Origin of the sequence: Pseudonocardia sp. WMMC193, assembly GCF_021728735.1 — a bacterium.
GTDB classification, from domain to species: Bacteria; Actinomycetota; Actinomycetes; order Mycobacteriales; family Pseudonocardiaceae; genus Pseudonocardia; species Pseudonocardia oroxyli.
Genome location: NZ_JAKKDO010000003.1, coordinates 4,318,082 through 4,333,931 on the forward strand (window position 1 = coordinate 4,318,082; position 15,850 = coordinate 4,333,931).

General features: G+C 69.4%; 10 protein-coding genes and 3 rRNA genes. 5 read left to right on the forward strand and 8 right to left on the reverse strand.

Translation table 11 applies throughout. The features are described 5' to 3' along the window. The first annotated feature begins 35 nt into the window (after positions 1 to 35). Positions 36 to 701 (forward strand): acetoacetate decarboxylase family protein, encoded by a 666-nt coding sequence (locus L3X23_RS22330; RefSeq protein ID WP_237194241.1) that lies wholly within the window; start codon positions 36 to 38, stop codon positions 699 to 701. Here the strand turns inward: L3X23_RS22330 and L3X23_RS22335 are convergent, their stop codons facing one another. Then, on the reverse strand, positions 702 to 1,541 hold the full coding sequence (locus L3X23_RS22335) for an alpha/beta hydrolase (protein WP_237194250.1): 840 nt from the start codon (positions 1,539 to 1,541) through the stop codon (positions 702 to 704). It abuts the gene before it with no gap. Further along, positions 1,541 to 3,445, reverse strand: a complete 1,905-nt coding sequence (locus L3X23_RS22340) for a carboxypeptidase-like regulatory domain-containing protein (protein ID WP_237194251.1) — start codon at positions 3,443 to 3,445, stop codon at positions 1,541 to 1,543. The genes L3X23_RS22335 and L3X23_RS22340 overlap by 1 nt, the downstream gene beginning before the upstream one ends. 177 nt (positions 3,446 to 3,622) lie before the next feature. Here L3X23_RS22340 and malQ point away from each other — a divergent pair, with 177 nt between their 5' ends. Together malQ and L3X23_RS22350 are read left to right on the forward strand one after the other, a co-directional pair. Then, positions 3,623 to 5,572: a 4-alpha-glucanotransferase gene (gene malQ / locus L3X23_RS22345; RefSeq protein ID WP_374204897.1), complete on the forward strand. Its 1,950-nt coding sequence runs from the start codon at positions 3,623 to 3,625 to the stop codon at positions 5,570 to 5,572. Between the two features lie 16 nt (positions 5,573 to 5,588). Further along, positions 5,589 to 6,365, forward strand: coding sequence for a 2-keto-4-pentenoate hydratase (locus L3X23_RS22350; RefSeq protein ID WP_237194252.1), 777 nt, complete (start codon positions 5,589 to 5,591; stop codon positions 6,363 to 6,365). Positions 6,366 to 6,399: 34 nt separating this feature from the next. Here the strand turns inward: L3X23_RS22350 and L3X23_RS22355 are convergent, their stop codons facing one another. Genes L3X23_RS22355 through L3X23_RS22365 form a run of 3 tightly spaced genes read right to left on the reverse strand, consistent with a single transcriptional unit; the run spans position 6,400 to position 8,831 of the window. Then, the gene (locus L3X23_RS22355; RefSeq protein ID WP_237194256.1) at positions 6,400 to 7,047 is read right to left on the reverse strand and encodes an RraA family protein; all 648 of its coding nucleotides are present in this window, start codon (positions 7,045 to 7,047) and stop codon (positions 6,400 to 6,402) included. A gap of 14 nt (positions 7,048 to 7,061) precedes the next feature. Next, positions 7,062 to 7,922, reverse strand: a complete 861-nt coding sequence (locus L3X23_RS36265; RefSeq protein ID WP_237194258.1) for a diacylglycerol kinase family protein — start codon at positions 7,920 to 7,922, stop codon at positions 7,062 to 7,064. Positions 7,923 to 7,931: 9 nt separating this feature from the next. Then, positions 7,932 to 8,831, reverse strand: a complete 900-nt coding sequence (locus tag L3X23_RS22365) for a DMT family transporter (protein ID WP_237194260.1) — start codon at positions 8,829 to 8,831, stop codon at positions 7,932 to 7,934. Between the two features lie 47 nt (positions 8,832 to 8,878). On the opposite strand from L3X23_RS22365, the gene L3X23_RS22370 reads away from it, so the two are divergent. Further along, positions 8,879 to 9,244: an RNA-binding S4 domain-containing protein gene (locus tag L3X23_RS22370; protein ID WP_237194270.1), complete on the forward strand. Its 366-nt coding sequence runs from the start codon at positions 8,879 to 8,881 to the stop codon at positions 9,242 to 9,244. A gap of 46 nt (positions 9,245 to 9,290) precedes the next feature. Further along, on the forward strand, positions 9,291 to 10,379 hold the full coding sequence (locus L3X23_RS22375) for a quinone-dependent dihydroorotate dehydrogenase (protein ID WP_237194272.1): 1,089 nt from the start codon (positions 9,291 to 9,293) through the stop codon (positions 10,377 to 10,379). Positions 10,380 to 10,446: 67 nt separating this feature from the next. Here the strand turns inward: L3X23_RS22375 and rrf are convergent. The 3 genes from rrf to L3X23_RS22390 all read right to left on the reverse strand — a co-directional run bounded on the left by rrf (position 10,447) and on the right by L3X23_RS22390 (position 15,579). Continuing rightward, positions 10,447 to 10,563 (reverse strand): 5S ribosomal RNA (gene rrf, locus L3X23_RS22380). Between the two features lie 79 nt (positions 10,564 to 10,642). Next, positions 10,643 to 13,762, reverse strand: a 23S ribosomal RNA gene (locus L3X23_RS22385). Positions 13,763 to 14,062: 300 nt separating this feature from the next. Next, positions 14,063 to 15,579: ribosomal RNA gene (locus L3X23_RS22390) — 16S ribosomal RNA — on the reverse strand. Together the 16S, 23S and 5S rRNA genes form the textbook arrangement of a ribosomal RNA operon. Between the last annotated feature and the right edge of the window lie 271 nt (positions 15,580 to 15,850).

The following is a 15,850-nucleotide window of genomic DNA, read 5'->3' on the forward strand; positions in this document are numbered from 1 at the left end:
CCCGCGCCGCGCCGCCGACCCGGCAGGATCGGGGCATGGCGACGCGGCTCGAGGACGGCAGCTGGGAGATCCGGGGCGAGCGGCTCACGTTCCCGGTCCGGATCGGCGACGCCGCCGCGGCCTGCGCGGTCTACCCCGTCCGGGCGTCCCGGGTGGCCCTGCCCCCGGCGCTGCGGCCCGTCGCGGTCGCCGGCTGGACCGTCGCCGTCGTCGGGCTGGTGCGGTACCGGGTCAACGACCTCGGCACCTACGACGAGCTGGCCCTCGCCTACCCCGTCCGCCGCGGGGCCGACACGGGCATCCACATCAGCGAGCTGCCGGTGACCGAGGAGTTCACCCGGGAGGCGGGCGCGGCGCTGTGGGGGCTGCCGAAGTGGGTCGGGGAGGCGTCGCTGGAGTTCACGCCCACCCGCGCGACGGGGGTGCTGGCGCACGCGGGCAGGCACGTCCTGACCCTGGCGCTCTCCGCGGCCCTGCCCCTGCCGTTCCCCGTCCGCGGCAGCGTGACGGCCTTCGGTGACGACGGACGCCTCGCCTCCCCGGTCCACGCCCGCCTGCGCGGGATCCGCATCGGGCGCGGCGCCGCCCTCGTCCCGGGCCACGGCCACCCCATGGCCGACGAGCTGCGGGCCCTGTCCCGCCGCCCGCTGCTCACCGCGAGCGTGGCCCACCTGGCGTTCGACATGGACCCGGCGAGGTGATCACGCCGGGTGGACGGACTCCCGGTGGGCCCCGAGCCACGTCCGGAGATCACCGATCGGGCGGTCCCGCTCCGGCTCGTTGTAGATCTCGTGCCACAGGCCGGGATAGATCTCGACGGTGAGGTCGTCGGAGGCGATGGTGCGCGCCAGCGTCCGGGTCACCTCGACGGTGGTGATCGCGTCGATCTCGCCGTGCTGCAGCAGCACCGGCAGGGTCAGCTCGCGGGAGCGGGCGAGCAGGTCGTCCATCGCGCCGAACATCGCGGCGCCGAGCCGCAGCGTCGGATTGCCCGAGTAGCACAACGGGTCCGCCCGCACCGCCGCGACGACGGCCGGGTCCTTGCTGATGTCGGTGAGGTCGATCCCCGCGGGGCGCAGCGTCGGCAGCAGCCTGCCGAGCGCCAGCAGCACCGGCACGACGGGCGCGGGAACAGCCTGCTTCGACAGCCCCGGCGCCGACAGCACCAGCCCGGCCAGGTCGGTCTGGTGCTCCAGCGCGTAGGCCAGCGCGATGTGCCCGCCCATGCTGTGCCCCACCAGGAACACCGGCAGGCCGGGGTGTCGGGCGGCGGCGTGCAGGTGCAGGAGGTCGAGGTCCGGGACCCAGTTGGCGTGCCCGCCGTCGACCCGGCGGCCCTCGGAGCGACCGTGCCCGGCGTGGTCGAGGGCGTACACGGCCCAGCCGTCCTCGACGAGGGCCTCCGCCACGTGGCTGTAGCGACCCGAGTGCTCCCCGAGACCGTGGCTGACCAGCACGATCCCCGTGGCGGGCTCCGGGAGCCAGGCCTGCCAGAACAGCTCTCCGAGGACGCCGGGAAAGCGCCCCTCCGCCCGTCGCATCAGCCGCGGACCGCGGCGGGCAGGGTCACGTCCTGCTCGACGTCGGCCTCCTCGCCGACCCGGACCGCGGCGAGCGCCGGGGCGTGGCCGCCGGACTGCACCGCGATCGTGTACTCGCCCGCGGCGAGGTCGGCGAACCGGTAGTCGCCCGCCGCGCCGGTCGTGGCGGAGGCGACGAGCTCGCCGTCCTGCAGGAGGTCCAGCGCCGCCGACGCGACCGGCTCGGCCGCCGCGTCGGTGACGCGGCCCGCGATCGCCGACGAACGGACCAGCGGGACCTCGACCGACGCCCCCGCGTGCTCCGCGCGCACCGCGACGACCCCGGGCTGGTGCCCGTCCGCCGACGCGACCAGTACATATCCGCCGGGGCGCGGGGCCTCGACGGAGCCGTGGCCCGCCGCGTCGCCGTGGGCGGAGGCGGCCTCCCGCCCGCGGTGGTCGAGCAGGGCGACCGTGGCGTCCGGGAGCGGCGCGTGGTCGCGGCCGGTCACCCGGAACGCGACGGCGACGGGGTCGCGGGGCGGCTCCGGTGTGTCGTCCGGGTGCTCGACGGACATGTCCACCACCGGCGAGGCCCCCTTGCGCGGGTTGGGGTCGGCGAAGCCGAGGGTGCGCAGCAGCGCGAGGTCCACAGCGGCGTGCTCGGCGGCACGCGCGTCGACGGCCGGAGCGGGGGCGGCCGTGGAGTGCGGGGAGGTCACGGCGCTCAGCGTGACGGGCCGCGACGAGGCGGTCACAGCCGGGGTGGGGATCGCGGTGTCCGCGCTGGTCGGGACGGCCTGGAGCCGGCGCACGGCCGCGGCGGGGACGGCCACGGGCCGCGGGGCGGCGCCCGCCCCGTCCCGCGGGCTGGGCAGCGGGGCCACGGGAGCGACGGGGACCACGGGTGTCACGGTCTCGACGGACGCGGCGCCGGTGTCGGCGGACCCGGCGGTGTCGGCGGACGCGGCCTCGGCGTCACCCGCAGCCGCGTCAGCCCCCTCGGGCTCCGCGTCCCGGCGAACGGCGCCTTCGCTCATACCCAGTGAGCGAACGCGCCGTTCGCCGTCGAGTGGTGCCGTCGCCGGGTCCACCGTGGCCTCGGCCGTGCTCTCGTCCGCGGCCTCGGCGTCCCCAGCGGACTCCTCCGGCGCGGTGCCAGCGGTGTCGGTGGCGTCGGCCGCCGCCTCGACGGCGGTGCGCTCGGCGGGCGGCTCGGACTCGGCGGGCGGCTCGGGCTCGGCGTCGGCCTCGACCGGCTCGTCCCGGCGCCCGCCCACGAACCCGGTGAGCGCCAGCCCCGCGACACCGGCTCCGCTGGCGACGAACGTGCCGCGGCGCGGGGCGGGGCGGGGCGGCAGGTCGGGGACCGCGGTGAGCACCGGACGCTCGCCCTGCCGACGTGCCTCGGCGCGGGCCACGGCGTCCGCGACCGCGGGGCTCACGATCCCGCGCTCCACCCGCTCCTCGCTGGGCCGCACCGGCGGGGACACCGAGGTCACCCGGGCGACCAGCGCCGGGTCCACACCGGTGCGCCGCGGCGGCTTCGGCACCGGCGGACCCTCGACCGGCACCCCGTCCACGAAGCCGCGCGTCCAGGGCGGCCCGACCGGCCCGGCGTCGACACCCGTGCCCGCGCGGCGCTCGAGCGCCGGCTCCGAGCCCCGCGCGGGCCCGTCCTCCTCCGCGCCGCTCTCGACGGGAGCCACCGCCTCGGGGGCCGGGGCGACCACCTCGTCCGCGGGCTGCTCCGGAGCGGGCGCGGCCGGGGCGCGGTCGCGCACCAGGTCCCCCACCGTGCGCCCGACGGGCTGCGGATCGGCCGCCACCGCGGCCGGTGTGCGCGTCCGCCGGGACGCCACCAGGACGATCCCCAGGGCGAGCAGCACGAGCAGCACCATCACCAGCAGGGCCCACGTGCTCATCGCTTCACTCCTCGTGCGGACGACCGAAGGGCCGAGTACGCACACAGGGGTACGGGCCCGCCCGGACTCGTGGCCGCGACCGTAGCACCGGGGACGCCGCACGCCGCTGCGCCCACGCCGGTGTCGATGTCGCAGCTCAGCGCGATTCAGTCGACCGGACGAATGGGACCCGGGCCGATGGGGAAGCATTCCCCCGTGGCGATCGATCCCGACCTCTCCGAGCTGGCCGCGGCGCACGGCGTCGCCACCGGCTACCACGACGGCGACCGCAGGCCCGTGACCGTCGACGAGGAGGTGGTCGTGGAAGTCCTCGGCCTGCTCGACGTCGACGCCACGACGCCCGCCGCCCGGGCCGCCGCGCTCGCCGCGGCCCGCGAGGAGGCGGCGCGCGGCCTGCTCCCCGGCACCATCGGGATGCGCGCGAGCGACACCCGGCGCGGCGCGGGCACTCTCACCGCCGAGGACGGGACGTCCCGCGAGGTCACCGAGCTGGCCGGGCTCGAGCCGGGCTGGTACCGGCTGCGGACGGCGGAGCAGGAGGTCACGGTCGTCGTGTCGCCCGCGGCGTTGCCCGCCGCGCCCCGCTCCTGGGGCTGGATGCTGCAGCTCTACGCCTTGACATCGGCGCAGAGCTGGGGGATCGGCGACCTGGGTGACCTGCGCGAGTTCACCGAGCACGCCGCCGGGCAGGGCGCCTCGGCGATCCTGCTGAACCCGCTGCACGCGATCACCCCGCTCTCGCCCGTGCAGCCGAGTCCGTACACGCCGTCGAGCCGCCGGTTCTCGACGCCGCTCGCGCTGCGGGTCACCGACCTGCCCGAGTACGCGGCGGCGGACCCCGCCACCCGGGCGGAGGTGGACGCGCTGCGGCCCGAGATCGTCGGCGACCGGATCCCGCACGACCGCGTGTGGGCCGCGAAGAAGTCGGCGGCCGAGGCGCTCTGGCGGGCCGCGGGCCGCCCGGAGCCGGTCGACCCCGGCGCGGACCTGGTGGACTTCGCGACCTACTGCGCCCTCGCCGAGCGCTACGGCGGCCGGTTCTCGCTGTGGCCCGCGGAGCTGCGCCATCCCGGGAACCCGGCCGTCGCCGAGGCCCGACGCGCCCTGGCGCCGCGGGTCGCGTTCCACGGGTGGCTGCAGCAGCGCGTCGCCGACCAGCTGGCCGCGGCCCGCGAGGCCGCCCGCGACATGCCGCTCGGGGTGATCCACGATCTCGCCGTCGGCTGCGACCCGGAGGGGGCGGACGCCTGGGCGCTGCAGGACGTGCTCGCCCTCGACGTGACCGTCGGCGCCCCGCCGGACGCCTTCAACCAGCGCGGACAGGCCTGGGGCCTGCCGCCGTGGCGCCCCGACCGCCTCGCCGCGACCGGCTACGCCGCCTACCGCGACATGCTCCGCGCGCTGCTCACGCACGCCGACGGGCTGCGGATCGACCACGTCGCCGGGCTGTTCCGGCTGTGGTGGGTCCCGCCGGGCCGCTCGCCCGACCGCGGCACCTACGTGCACTACGACGCCGAGGCGATGCTCGCCGTCCTCACCCTCGAGGCCGCGCGCGCCGGGGCCGCCGTGATCGGCGAGGACCTCGGCACGGTCGAGCCCGAGGTCACCGAGGCGCTGCACGGCCGGAACATGCTCGGCTCCACCGTCCTGTGGTTCGTCCGCGACCCCGAGACCGGCAGGCTGCTGCCGCCGGACGAGTGGCCGGAGGAGGCGGTCGCGACGATCTCCACCCACGACCTCCCGACGGCGGCGGGCTTCCTCGGCGGCGAGCACGTCCGGGCCCGCGCGGACCTGGACCTGCTCGACGACGTGCCCGCTGAGGAGCGCAAGGCCGCCGCGGAGCGCGCCGAGCTGGTGGACCTGCTCGTCGCCGAGGGACTGGTCGCCGCCGACGCGTCGGACGCGGAGATCGTGCCCGCCCTGCACGCCCTGCTCGCGCGCAGCCGGTGCCGACTCGTGCTGGCCAGCCCCTACGACGTCGTCGGGGAGACCCGGCAGCCCAACCTGCCCGGAACCGTCGACGAGTACCCCAACTGGCGGCTGCCGCTCCCGGTGTCGGTGGAGGAGCTGCGGACTGACCCTCGGGTGAAGGAGGTCGTGGCGGCATTGCGCTCGGGGGATCGCTGAGGCGAGGATCACAGCCATGCCGCTCACTGCCGAGACGCTCGCCGACCGCGCCGCCGACCTCCTGTGGACCGCGTGGACCACGGGCGAGGTGCTCGACGGGCTGCCGGAGGACCTCCACCCGCACGACCACGAGGCGGGCTGGGCCATCCAGCGGCGGGTCGCCGAGCGAGCGGGCGCGAGCTACGGCTGGAAGATCGCCGCGACGTCCGCGCCGAGCCAGGCCGTGATCGGGATCGGGACCCCGCTACCGGGGCGGCTGTTCGAGAGCGGGCGGGTGGCCTCGGGCGACCGGATCCCGTTCGCGGGCCTGCACATGCGGGCGGTCGAGGCGGAGTACGCGTTCCGCCTCGCGCGAGACATCGGCCCGGAGCCGACCCGCGAGGAGGTCCTCGCCGCCATCGGCGGGATGCACCTGGCCATCGAGGTCCCGGACTCCCGCCTCGCCGACTACGCGCACGCGGGCAGCTCGCTGCTGCTCGCGGACGTCGCCTGCGCCGGGCACCTGGTGCTCGGCCCCGAGCTCTCCGCGGTCCCGGACGACCTGGCGACGATCGGGACCGCCCTGTGGATCAACGGCGAGCGGACGGCGGAGGGGGACGGCGCCGTCGTCATGGGGGATCCGCGCACCGCCCTGGTCTGGCTCGCCGAGGAGCTGGTCCACCTGGGCTCCGGGCTCAAGGCGGGCGAGATCGTCACCACCGGCTCCACGACCAAGGTCCCCAGCATCCAGGCGGGCGACCACGTGCGGGCGGACTTCGGCCCCCTCGGCCAGGTGGACGTCACCTTCACCTGAGGCCCGGGCCGCATCGTGGCTCCACAATGCCTGGCTAGACGCGGAAGGTGAGGGACGTCGGGACGTCGGCCTCCAGTGCGTGCAGGTGCTCGTCGACGTTCGTCATCTCGTGCAACGGCCGGCCCCGCGCCATGCCCGCGAGCAGGGCCTGCTCGGCGCGCTCGATCTCCTCGGCCTGGTCGATCGCCGCCTCGAACCGCTCCCGGCTCCCGACGACCACGCCGTCGTCGTCCCCGACGACGAGATCACCGGGCGCGACCCGGACCCGGCCGATCAGCACCTCCCGTCCGAAGGTGCCCGGGTCCCGGGTGGTGCCGGACATCGGCGTGGTGCCCCGCGCGTGCACGGGCAGTCCGATGCGGCGCAGGCCGCGCAGGTCCCGGCAGTAGCCGTCGATGACGATCGCGGCGATCCCGCGGCGCCGGGCCTCGGTGGCGAACAGCTCGCCCGACACCGCCTTCCTCAGCGTGTTGGTGGCCACGACCAGCACCGACCCGGGCTCCGCCTCCCGCAGCGCGACGAGCACGGGCAGGTGGTCGTCGTAGGCGAGGAGGGTGAAGGCGGGACCGGCGAACGAGACGTCCGGGACCATCGCCCGGATCGCCGGGTCCACGACCGCCAGGCCCTTGTCGGCGTCGCAGAGGGAGGACACCTGCACGTTCCGGAGCCGCTCGAGCAACATGGCCCCATCCTCCGCTATCGGACGGTGGTGAGCCCTCCGGGCACGATGTCCACCCGGACCCGCGCGCCCGCCTCCAGCTCGAGGACCTCACCGTCGATCTGCGCGGGCATCGGGTCGATCGTGGTGAAGGCGTACTCGCGCACGCTCGGCTGCGGGCCGAGCCCGCCGAGCGCCGCCCGGGCCGCGGACAGGGCCGTGCGCAGCTTCGAGCGGTGCGGGATGAGGACGACCTCGAACACGCCGTCGTCCGGCTCCGCGCCCTCGGCGAGCGTCGCGACCTTGGCCATCTCGGCGATGTTCGCGAAGACCAGGCTGTCGAAGGTCTGCGTGCGGCCGTCGACGTCGATCGCGAAGGGGTGGAACCGGGAGAACGCGCGCACCGTGGTCAGGACCTCCCGGATCGACCCCTTCCCGCCGCGCTCCAGCTCGAGCGCGACGACGGGGGTGATCCCGAGGCCGATGTAGGAGTGGGCGTAGCGCACCTCGTCGTCGACGGTCATCCGGAGGACGTCCAGCTTCTCGGTGGTGCCGTCGACGATCGCGTCGAGCAGGGGCCGCCTGCCGACGACGCGGCGATGGTCGTTCGCGTTGCCCGCGGCGAGCACCGCGGCGACGGCGTCGTTGTCCGACTTCATGACGCCGTCGACGACCTCGTTGTACCCGCCGTCGCCGCTCACCGAGACGATGAGGGGAGTTCCGGTCTCCTCCCCGGCGATGACGCGGGCGTGCCCGGCGTACTCCGTGGGCCGCAGCTCCACGGGCAGGTCCGCGGCCCGCTCCGCCAGCCCGGACTTCAGCTCCTCGGCACGCTCCTGCGCGTCCCCGGTCGAATGGGGGTTGAAGACGACGACCACCCGGTCGTAGGAACGCGCCACCCGCGAAGACTATCCGGTTGGGGCGAGAACGACCGGTTCCGTACCCCGCTCCCGCAGCCCGAGCGCGGTGATGGCCGCCACGACGATCACCAGCCCGAGCCACTGCGTCGCACTGGGGTGGACGCCCAGGAACGCGATGCCCAGCACCGCGGCCGTCGCGGGGAAGGCGAGCTCGGCCAGGGTGGCGCGCGCGGCGGGCGTCCGCTGCAGGCCGATGTAGTAGAGGACGAGCGCGAGCAGCCCCGGGATCAGCGCCAACAGGGCGAGCGGCACGACCTGGGATCCGGTGATGGCGACCGGCGCACCCTGCACCCCGACGATGATCGCGGACGCGGTCAGCCCGATCGCGAACCGCAGCACGGTGACGTCCCGGGGTGCGGTCTGCACGCCGACCATCCGGCCGAGCACCGTCCCGAGCCCCCAGAGCACGGCCGCGCCGATCGCCAGTCCCGCCGCCCCGAGCTCGCGCAGCTGCGCGCTCAACGGGTCCGGGAACGCCACGAGCCACGCACCGACCAGCGCGGGCACGGCGAACAGCCAGTACCTCCCCCGCACCCGCTCCCCGAGCAGCAGCGCGGCGGCGACGACCGCCACCAGCGGCTGCAGCTTCTGCAGCACCAGCGGGGTCAACGCGTCCCCGGTCGCGAAGGCCGCCGTGAACAGCGCGGTGGCGAGTGCGCTCGAGCCCGCCCCGATCACGACGATCGCCGTGCGGTCCCGGACGGACGCAGCCCGGAACGCGCGGAACGCCGACGGCAGGAAGGGGATCAGCACCACGATGGCGAGCAGGTGTTCCCAGAACACGACCGTCGCCGCGGGCAATGCGCCTGCCAGTGGTGCCCGCAGCAACCCGTCGGTGCCCCACAGCGCGGCCGCGGCCGCCACGAGCCAGGTCCGGTCACGTGCCATGGTCGGTGACAACCCCCGTCGCCGCGCATCTATGCCAGGCTGGGGTGATGGAGTCCGCGCGCCTCGACCGGTGGCTGTGGTCCGTGCGGCTGGCGAAGACCCGGTCGGACGCCGCGGCGGCGTGCCGCGGTGGACACGTCCGCGTCAACGACCGCTCCGCCAAGCCGGCCACCACGGTGCACCCCGGTGACCGGGTCCGCGCCCGGGTGTACGAGCAGACCCGGATCGTCGAGGTCGCCAAGGTGATCGACAAGCGCGTCGGCGCGCCGGACGCCCAGGCCTGCTACATCGACCACACGCCGCCGCCCCCGCCGAAGGAGGCGCGGCCGGTCTTCGCCGTCCGGGAGCGCGGCACCGGCCGCCCGACGAAACGCGAACGCCGCGCCATGGACGCCCTCCGCTCCCCCCACTGACCCCCGGCATTGTGGAGCGGTCGTCGGGGTGGGCGATGATGAAGGCATGTACGACCTGCTGTTCCAGCACGTCCTGCGCCGCATCCCGGCGGAACCGATCCACGGCGTCGCGTTCGGGGCGATCCGAGGGGTGGCGGGCTCCTCGCTCGTGGGCCCGCGGCTGAGCTCGGTGCTCACGGCGCCGGACCCGGTGCTGCGCACCCGCGTGTTCGGCGTCGACTTCCCGAACCCGCTCGGCCTCGCCGCGGGGTTCGACAAGGACGCGCGCGGGCCGGTCGCACTCGGGAACCTCGGATTCGGGTTCGTGGAGATCGGCACGGTCACGGCTCGGCCCCAGCCGGGCAACCCCAAACCCCGCCTGTTCCGCCTGCCCGCCGACAAGGCGCTCGTGAACCGCATGGGGTTCAACAACTCCGGTGCGGACGCCGTCGCCGCGCACCTGGCGACGCTGCCCGAGCGTCGTCCCGTGCTCGGCATCAACATCGGCAAGAGCAAGGCCGCGACGCCGGACGAGGCCGTCGACGACTACCGCTACAGCGCCCGCGCCCTCGGCCGGTTCGCCGACTACGTGGTGGTGAACGTCAGCTCGCCCAACACCCCCGGTCTGCGGGACATGCAGCAGGTCAGCGTCCTCGAGCCGCTGCTCGGCGCGGTGCGGGACGAGCTCGTCTCCGCCGTGCCCGGACGCACCGTCCCCCTGCTGGTCAAGATCACGACCGACCTGGCCGGGGAGGACGTCGACGCGGTCGCCGACATGTCCGTGCGCCTGGGGCTCGACGGCGTGGTCGCCACCAACACCACCGTCTCCCGTGAGGGTCTGCGGACGCCTCGGGCGGAGGTCGACGCCCTCGGCGCGGGCGGGGTCTCCGGTCTCCCGCTGCGCGAGGCGGCGCAGGCGGTCGTCGGAACGCTGCGGGCGAAGCTCGGCCCCGAGCGCACGATCATCTCCGTGGGCGGGATCTTCACCGGGGAGGACGCCTACCAGCGGATCACCGCGGGCGCCTCGCTGGTGCAGAGCTACACCGGCTTCATCTACGGGGGCGCCACCTGGCCCAAGAAGGTCAACCAGGAACTCGCCGTCCTGCTCCACCGGAATCGTCACCGCTCGGTCGCCGCGGCCGTCGGCACCACCTGACGGTAAACAGAACCGGGAATGCAGAAAGGCCCCGCAGCGAATGCTGCGGGGCCTTTCCGATGTTTGATGTCGGCGGCGACCTACTCTCCCACACCCTGGCGAGTGCAGTACCATCGGCGCTGGAGGGCTTAGCTTCCGGGTTCGGGATGGGACCGGGCGTTCCCCCTCCGCCATGACCACCGACAACACTATTCAAATGTGAAACATTCTTTGAACAGAGCAGTCGTGTGCTCAGGGTCACACAGTGGATGCGAACAACATGTTGTGGCAAGCCCTCGGCCTATTAGTACCAGTCAACTCCACCCCTCACAGGGCTTCCATCTCTGGCCTATCAACCCAGTCGTCTACTGGGAGCCTTAACCACGCAAGGTGGTGGGAGACCTCATCTTGGAACGAGCTTCCCGCTTAGATGCCTTCAGCGGTTATCCCTTCCGAACATAGCCAACCAGCCATGCACCTGGCGGTACAACTGGCACACCAGAGGTTCGTCCGTCCCGGTCCTCTCGTACTAGGGACAGCCTTCCTCAAGTCTCCTACGCGCGCGGCGGATAGGGACCGAACTGTCTCACGACGTTCTAAACCCAGCTCGCGTACCGCTTTAATGGGCGAACAGCCCAACCCTTGGGACCTACTCCAGCCCCAGGATGCGACGAGCCGACATCGAGGTGCCAAACCATGCCGTCGATATGGACTCTTGGGCAAGATCAGCCTGTTATCCCCGGGGTACCTTTTATCCGTTGAGCGACACCCCTTCCACAAGGCGGTGCCGGATCACTAGTCCCGACTTTCGTCCCTGCTCGACCCGTCAGTCTCACAGTCAAGCTCCCTTGTGCACTTACACTCAACACCTGATTGCCAACCAGGCTGAGGGAACCTTTGGGCGCCTCCGTTACTCTTTGGGAGGCAACCGCCCCAGTTAAACTACCCACCAGGCACTGTCCCTGAACCAGATCATGGCCCGAGGTTCAGACACCCAATTCGACCAGAGTGGTATTTCAACAACGACTCCACAACCACTAGCGTGACCGCTTCACAGTCTCCCACCTATCCTACACAAGCCGAACCGAGCATCAATACCAAGCTATAGTAAAGGTCCCGGGGTCTTTCCGTCCTGCCGCGCGTAACGAGCATCTTTACTCGTAGTGCAATTTCGCCGAGTCTCTGGTCGAGACAGCGCCCAAGTCGTTACGCCATTCGTGCAGGTCGGAACTTACCCGACAAGGAATTTCGCTACCTTAGGATGGTTATAGTTACCACCGCCGTTTACTGGCGCTTAAATTCTCCGCTTCGCCCCCGAAAGGACTAACAGGTCCTCTTAACGTTCCAGCACCGGGCAGGCGTCAGTCCGTATACATCGTCTTGCGACTTCGCACGGACCTGTGTTTTTAGTAAACAGTCGCTTGGGCCTGGTCTCTGCGACCGGCCGCCCCTAGCCCGCAAAGGGGCTTCAAGACAACCGGCCCTCCTTCTCCCGAAGTTACGGAGGTATTTTGCCGAGTTCCTTAACCAGAGTTCACTCGATCGCCTCGGTATTCTCTACCTGACCACCTGTGTCGGTTTGGGGTACGGGCCGCAACAGCACTCACTAGAGGCTTTTCTCGACAGCATGGGATCACTCTACTTCGCCTCAATCGGCTACGCATCACCTCTCACCCTTCACGACCCCCGGATTTACCTAGGAATCAGGCTACAGGCTTACACCACGACAACCACCGCGTGGCGGAGCTACCCTCCTGCGTCACCCCATCGCTTGCCTACTACCGAATCGGTTCCCACGCTCCCCCGAACTCAAGCCCCCGAAGGGACAACAGAGCCAGGTTCGGATGGTTAGCATCAACGACCTCAGCATGGGCGCACTATCACGAGCACGGGAATATCAACCCGTTATCCATCGACTACGCCTGTCGGCCTCGCCTTAGGTCCCGGCTCACCCTGGGCGGAACAACCTGGCCCAGGAACCCTTGGTCATCCGGCGGCAGAGATTCTCACTCTGCATTCGCTACTCATGCCTGCATTCTCACTCGCACACCCTCCACCACTGGGTTCCCCCGCAGCTTCAACGGATGCACGACGCTCCCCTACCCAACCCAACGACTACACCCACCGGAAAAACCGGTAAGCGGATCTCTGCTGGATTGCCACAGCTTCGGCGGTGCGCTTGAGCCCCGCTACATTGTCGGCGCAGGACCACTTGACCAGTGAGCTATTACGCACTCTTTCAAGGGTGGCTGCTTCTAAGCCAACCTCCTGGTTGTCTCGGCGATCCCACATCCTTTCCCACTTAGCGCACGCTTAGGGGCCTTAGCTGGTGATCTGGGCTGTTTCCCTCTCGACTATGAAGCTTATCCCCCACAGTCTCACTGCCGCGCTAACAGTACCGGCATTCGGAGTTTGGCTGATTTCAGTAAGCTTGTCGGCCCCCTAGACCATCCAGTGCTCTACCTCCGGTACCCACCACGCGACGCTGCACCTAAATGCATTTCGGGGAGAACCAGCTATCACGGAGTTTGATTGGCCTTTCACCCCTACCCACAGCTCATCCCCCAGGTTTTCAACCCTGGTGGGTTCGGGCCTCCACCACGTCTTACCGTAGCTTCACCCTGGCCATGGGTAGATCACTCCGCTTCGGGTCTACACCCCGCGACTACACGCCCTATTCAGACTCGCTTTCGCTACGGCTACCCCACACGGGTTAACCTCGCCACGAAGCATAACTCGCAGGCTCATTCTTCAAAAGGCACGCCATCACCCCGAAAGGCTCTGACGGCTTGTAGGCACACGGTTTCAGGTACTATTTCACTCCCCTCCCGGGGTACTTTTCATCTTTCCCTCACGGTACTAGTCCGCTATCGGTCATCAGGGAGTATTTAGGCTTAACGGGTGGTCCCGCCAAATTCACAGCAAATTCCACGAGCTCGCTGCTACTCGGGTACACAGTCCACCATGCCCTGCATGTTTTCGCGTACGGGACTCTCACCCACTACGGTGACGCTTTCCAGACGTCTTCCACTAACACACAGACAACACGATCCAAGATCCGGCAGAACCTCGACGACCATAACCCACGACACCGCATCCGCAACCCCTGCCGGGTATCACACGAACACGGTTTAGCCTCCTCCGCTTTCGCTCGCCACTACTCACGGAATCACGGTTGTTTTCTCTTCCTGTGGGTACTGAGATGTTTCACTTCCCCACGTTCCCCCCGTACGACTATGAATTCATCGCACGGTAACGCCCCATGACGGGCGCTGGGTTTCCCCATTCGGACACCCTCGGATCACAGCTAGGTTGACAACTCCCCGAGGACTATCGCGGCCTCCCACGTCCTTCATCGGCTCCTGATGCCTAGACATCCACCATGTGCCCTTACACACTTGACCACAACAAGATGCTCGCATCCACTATGCAACACTCAACACACAACCACACCCGCGCTTCACAGAAAGCCACCACCCACACACAGCAGGCGTTAAGCGATCCCCACGCGAGGCGATCCGAAGAAAACACCACCAACACGGTGTCCTCTCAGGACCCAACAGTGTGTCGAACCATCAAACGATCACCAGAACCACAACGGTCGTGTTCCACCCAGCATCCCGAAGGATGATTCAGTGATAAGGAGGATCGGACAACCACAACAGCCGCCGACCTCATCCCACCAACACGGTGAGACTCCTTAGAAAGGAGGTGATCCAGCCGCACCTTCCGGTACGGCTACCTTGTTACGACTTCGTCCCAATCGCCAGTCCCACCTTCGACGACTCCCTCCACAAGGGTTGGGCCGCCGGCTTCGGGTGTTACCAACTTTCGTGACGTGACGGGCGGTGTGTACAAGGCCCGGGAACGTATTCACCGCAGCGTTGCTGATCTGCGATTACTAGCGACTCCAACTTCATGGGGTCGAGTTGCAGACCCCAATCCGAACTGAGACCAGCTTTAAGAGATTCGCTCCACCTCACGGTCTCGCAGCCCTCTGTACTGGCCATTGTAGCATGTGTGAAGCCCTGGACATAAGGGGCATGATGATTTGACGTCATCCCCACCTTCCTCCGAGTTGACCCCGGCAGTCTCCCATGAGTCCCCACCACTACGTGCTGGCAACATGGAACAAGGGTTGCGCTCGTTGCGGGACTTAACCCAACATCTCACGACACGAGCTGACGACAACCATGCACCACCTGCACACCAACCACAAGGGAAGCCCTATCTCTAGGGATGTCTGGTGCATGTCAAACCCAGGTAAGGTTCTTCGCGTTGCATCGAATTAATCCACATGCTCCGCCGCTTGTGCGGGCCCCCGTCAATTCCTTTGAGTTTTAGCCTTGCGGCCGTACTCCCCAGGCGGGGCGCTTAATGCGTTAGCTGCGGCACAGAGACCGTGGAATGGCCCCCACACCTAGCGCCCAACGTTTACGGCGTGGACTACCAGGGTATCTAATCCTGTTCGCTCCCCACGCTTTCGCTCCTCAGCGTCAGTATCGGCCCAGAGACCCGCCTTCGCCACCGGTGTTCCTCCTGATATCTGCGCATTTCACCGCTACACCAGGAATTCCAGTCTCCCCTGCCGAACTCCAGTCATGCCCGTATCGACCGCAAGCTCAGAGTTAAGCCCCAAGTTTTCACGACCGACGCGACAGACCGCCTACGAGCTCTTTACGCCCAATAATTCCGGACAACGCTCGCACCCTACGTGTTACCGCGGCTGCTGGCACGTAGTTGGCCGGTGCTTCTTATCCAGGTACCGTCACTCGCGCTTCGTCCCTGGCGAAAGAGGTTTACAACCCGAAGGCCGTCATCCCCCACGCGGCGTCGCTGCGTCAGGCTTTCGCCCATTGCGCAATATTCCCCACTGCTGCCTCCCGTAGGAGTCTGGGCCGTGTCTCAGTCCCAGTGTGGCCGGTCGCCCTCTCAGGCCGGCTACCCGTCGTCGCCTTGGTGGGCCATCACCCCACCAACAAGCTGATAGGCCGCGGGCCCATCCCCCACCGAAAAACTTTCCACCAACCCCCATGCGAGGGAAGGTCATATCCGGTATTAGACCCAGTTTCCCGGGCTTATCCCAGAGTGGAGGGCAGGTCGCCCACGTGTTACTCACCCGTTCGCCGCTCGTGTACCCCGAAGGGCCTTACCGCTCGACTTGCATGTGTTAAGCACGCCGCCAGCGTTCGTCCTGAGCCAGGATCAAACTCTCCAACAAAAACTGGCTCTAGCTGACGGGCTCGCCTCCGACGGGGTCGGAGGAACGAGTCCCAAAAAAGAACTGGCACAAACCGCCAGTCCCGATAATCTAGCTCGACACACTGTTGAGTTCTCAAAAGACACCCGCACACCATGGCTCTCCTGTCGGAGAACTTCCGGGGCTGTTTCCGAACCGTACACCCACCAGAAATCCAGAGGATCTCGGGGGTCCGACTCGGGGGCGGCCAGCGGGCCTGTTGACCGGGCCTCAGGGGCTCGTTCTGTCCGGC

Excerpts from the sequence above, each read along its gene's own strand:
- L3X23_RS22370 (WP_237194270.1), top strand. The coding sequence starts at position 8,879 with ATGGAGTCCGCGCGCCTCGACCGGTGGCTGTGGTCCGTGCGGCTGGCG.
- L3X23_RS22335 (WP_237194250.1), bottom strand. The coding sequence starts at position 1,541 with ATGCGACGGGCGGAGGGGCGCTTTCCCGGCGTCCTCGGAGAGCTGTTC.
- L3X23_RS22375 (WP_237194272.1), top strand. The coding sequence starts at position 9,291 with ATGTACGACCTGCTGTTCCAGCACGTCCTGCGCCGCATCCCGGCGGAA.
- L3X23_RS22350 (WP_237194252.1), top strand. The coding sequence starts at position 5,589 with ATGCCGCTCACTGCCGAGACGCTCGCCGACCGCGCCGCCGACCTCCTG.
- L3X23_RS22330 (WP_237194241.1), top strand. The coding sequence starts at position 36 with ATGGCGACGCGGCTCGAGGACGGCAGCTGGGAGATCCGGGGCGAGCGG.
- L3X23_RS22340 (WP_237194251.1), bottom strand. The coding sequence starts at position 3,445 with ATGAGCACGTGGGCCCTGCTGGTGATGGTGCTGCTCGTGCTGCTCGCC.
- L3X23_RS22355 (WP_237194256.1), bottom strand. The coding sequence starts at position 7,047 with ATGTTGCTCGAGCGGCTCCGGAACGTGCAGGTGTCCTCCCTCTGCGAC.
- L3X23_RS22365 (WP_237194260.1), bottom strand. The coding sequence starts at position 8,831 with ATGGCACGTGACCGGACCTGGCTCGTGGCGGCCGCGGCCGCGCTGTGG.
- malQ (WP_374204897.1), top strand. The coding sequence starts at position 3,623 with ATGGGGAAGCATTCCCCCGTGGCGATCGATCCCGACCTCTCCGAGCTG.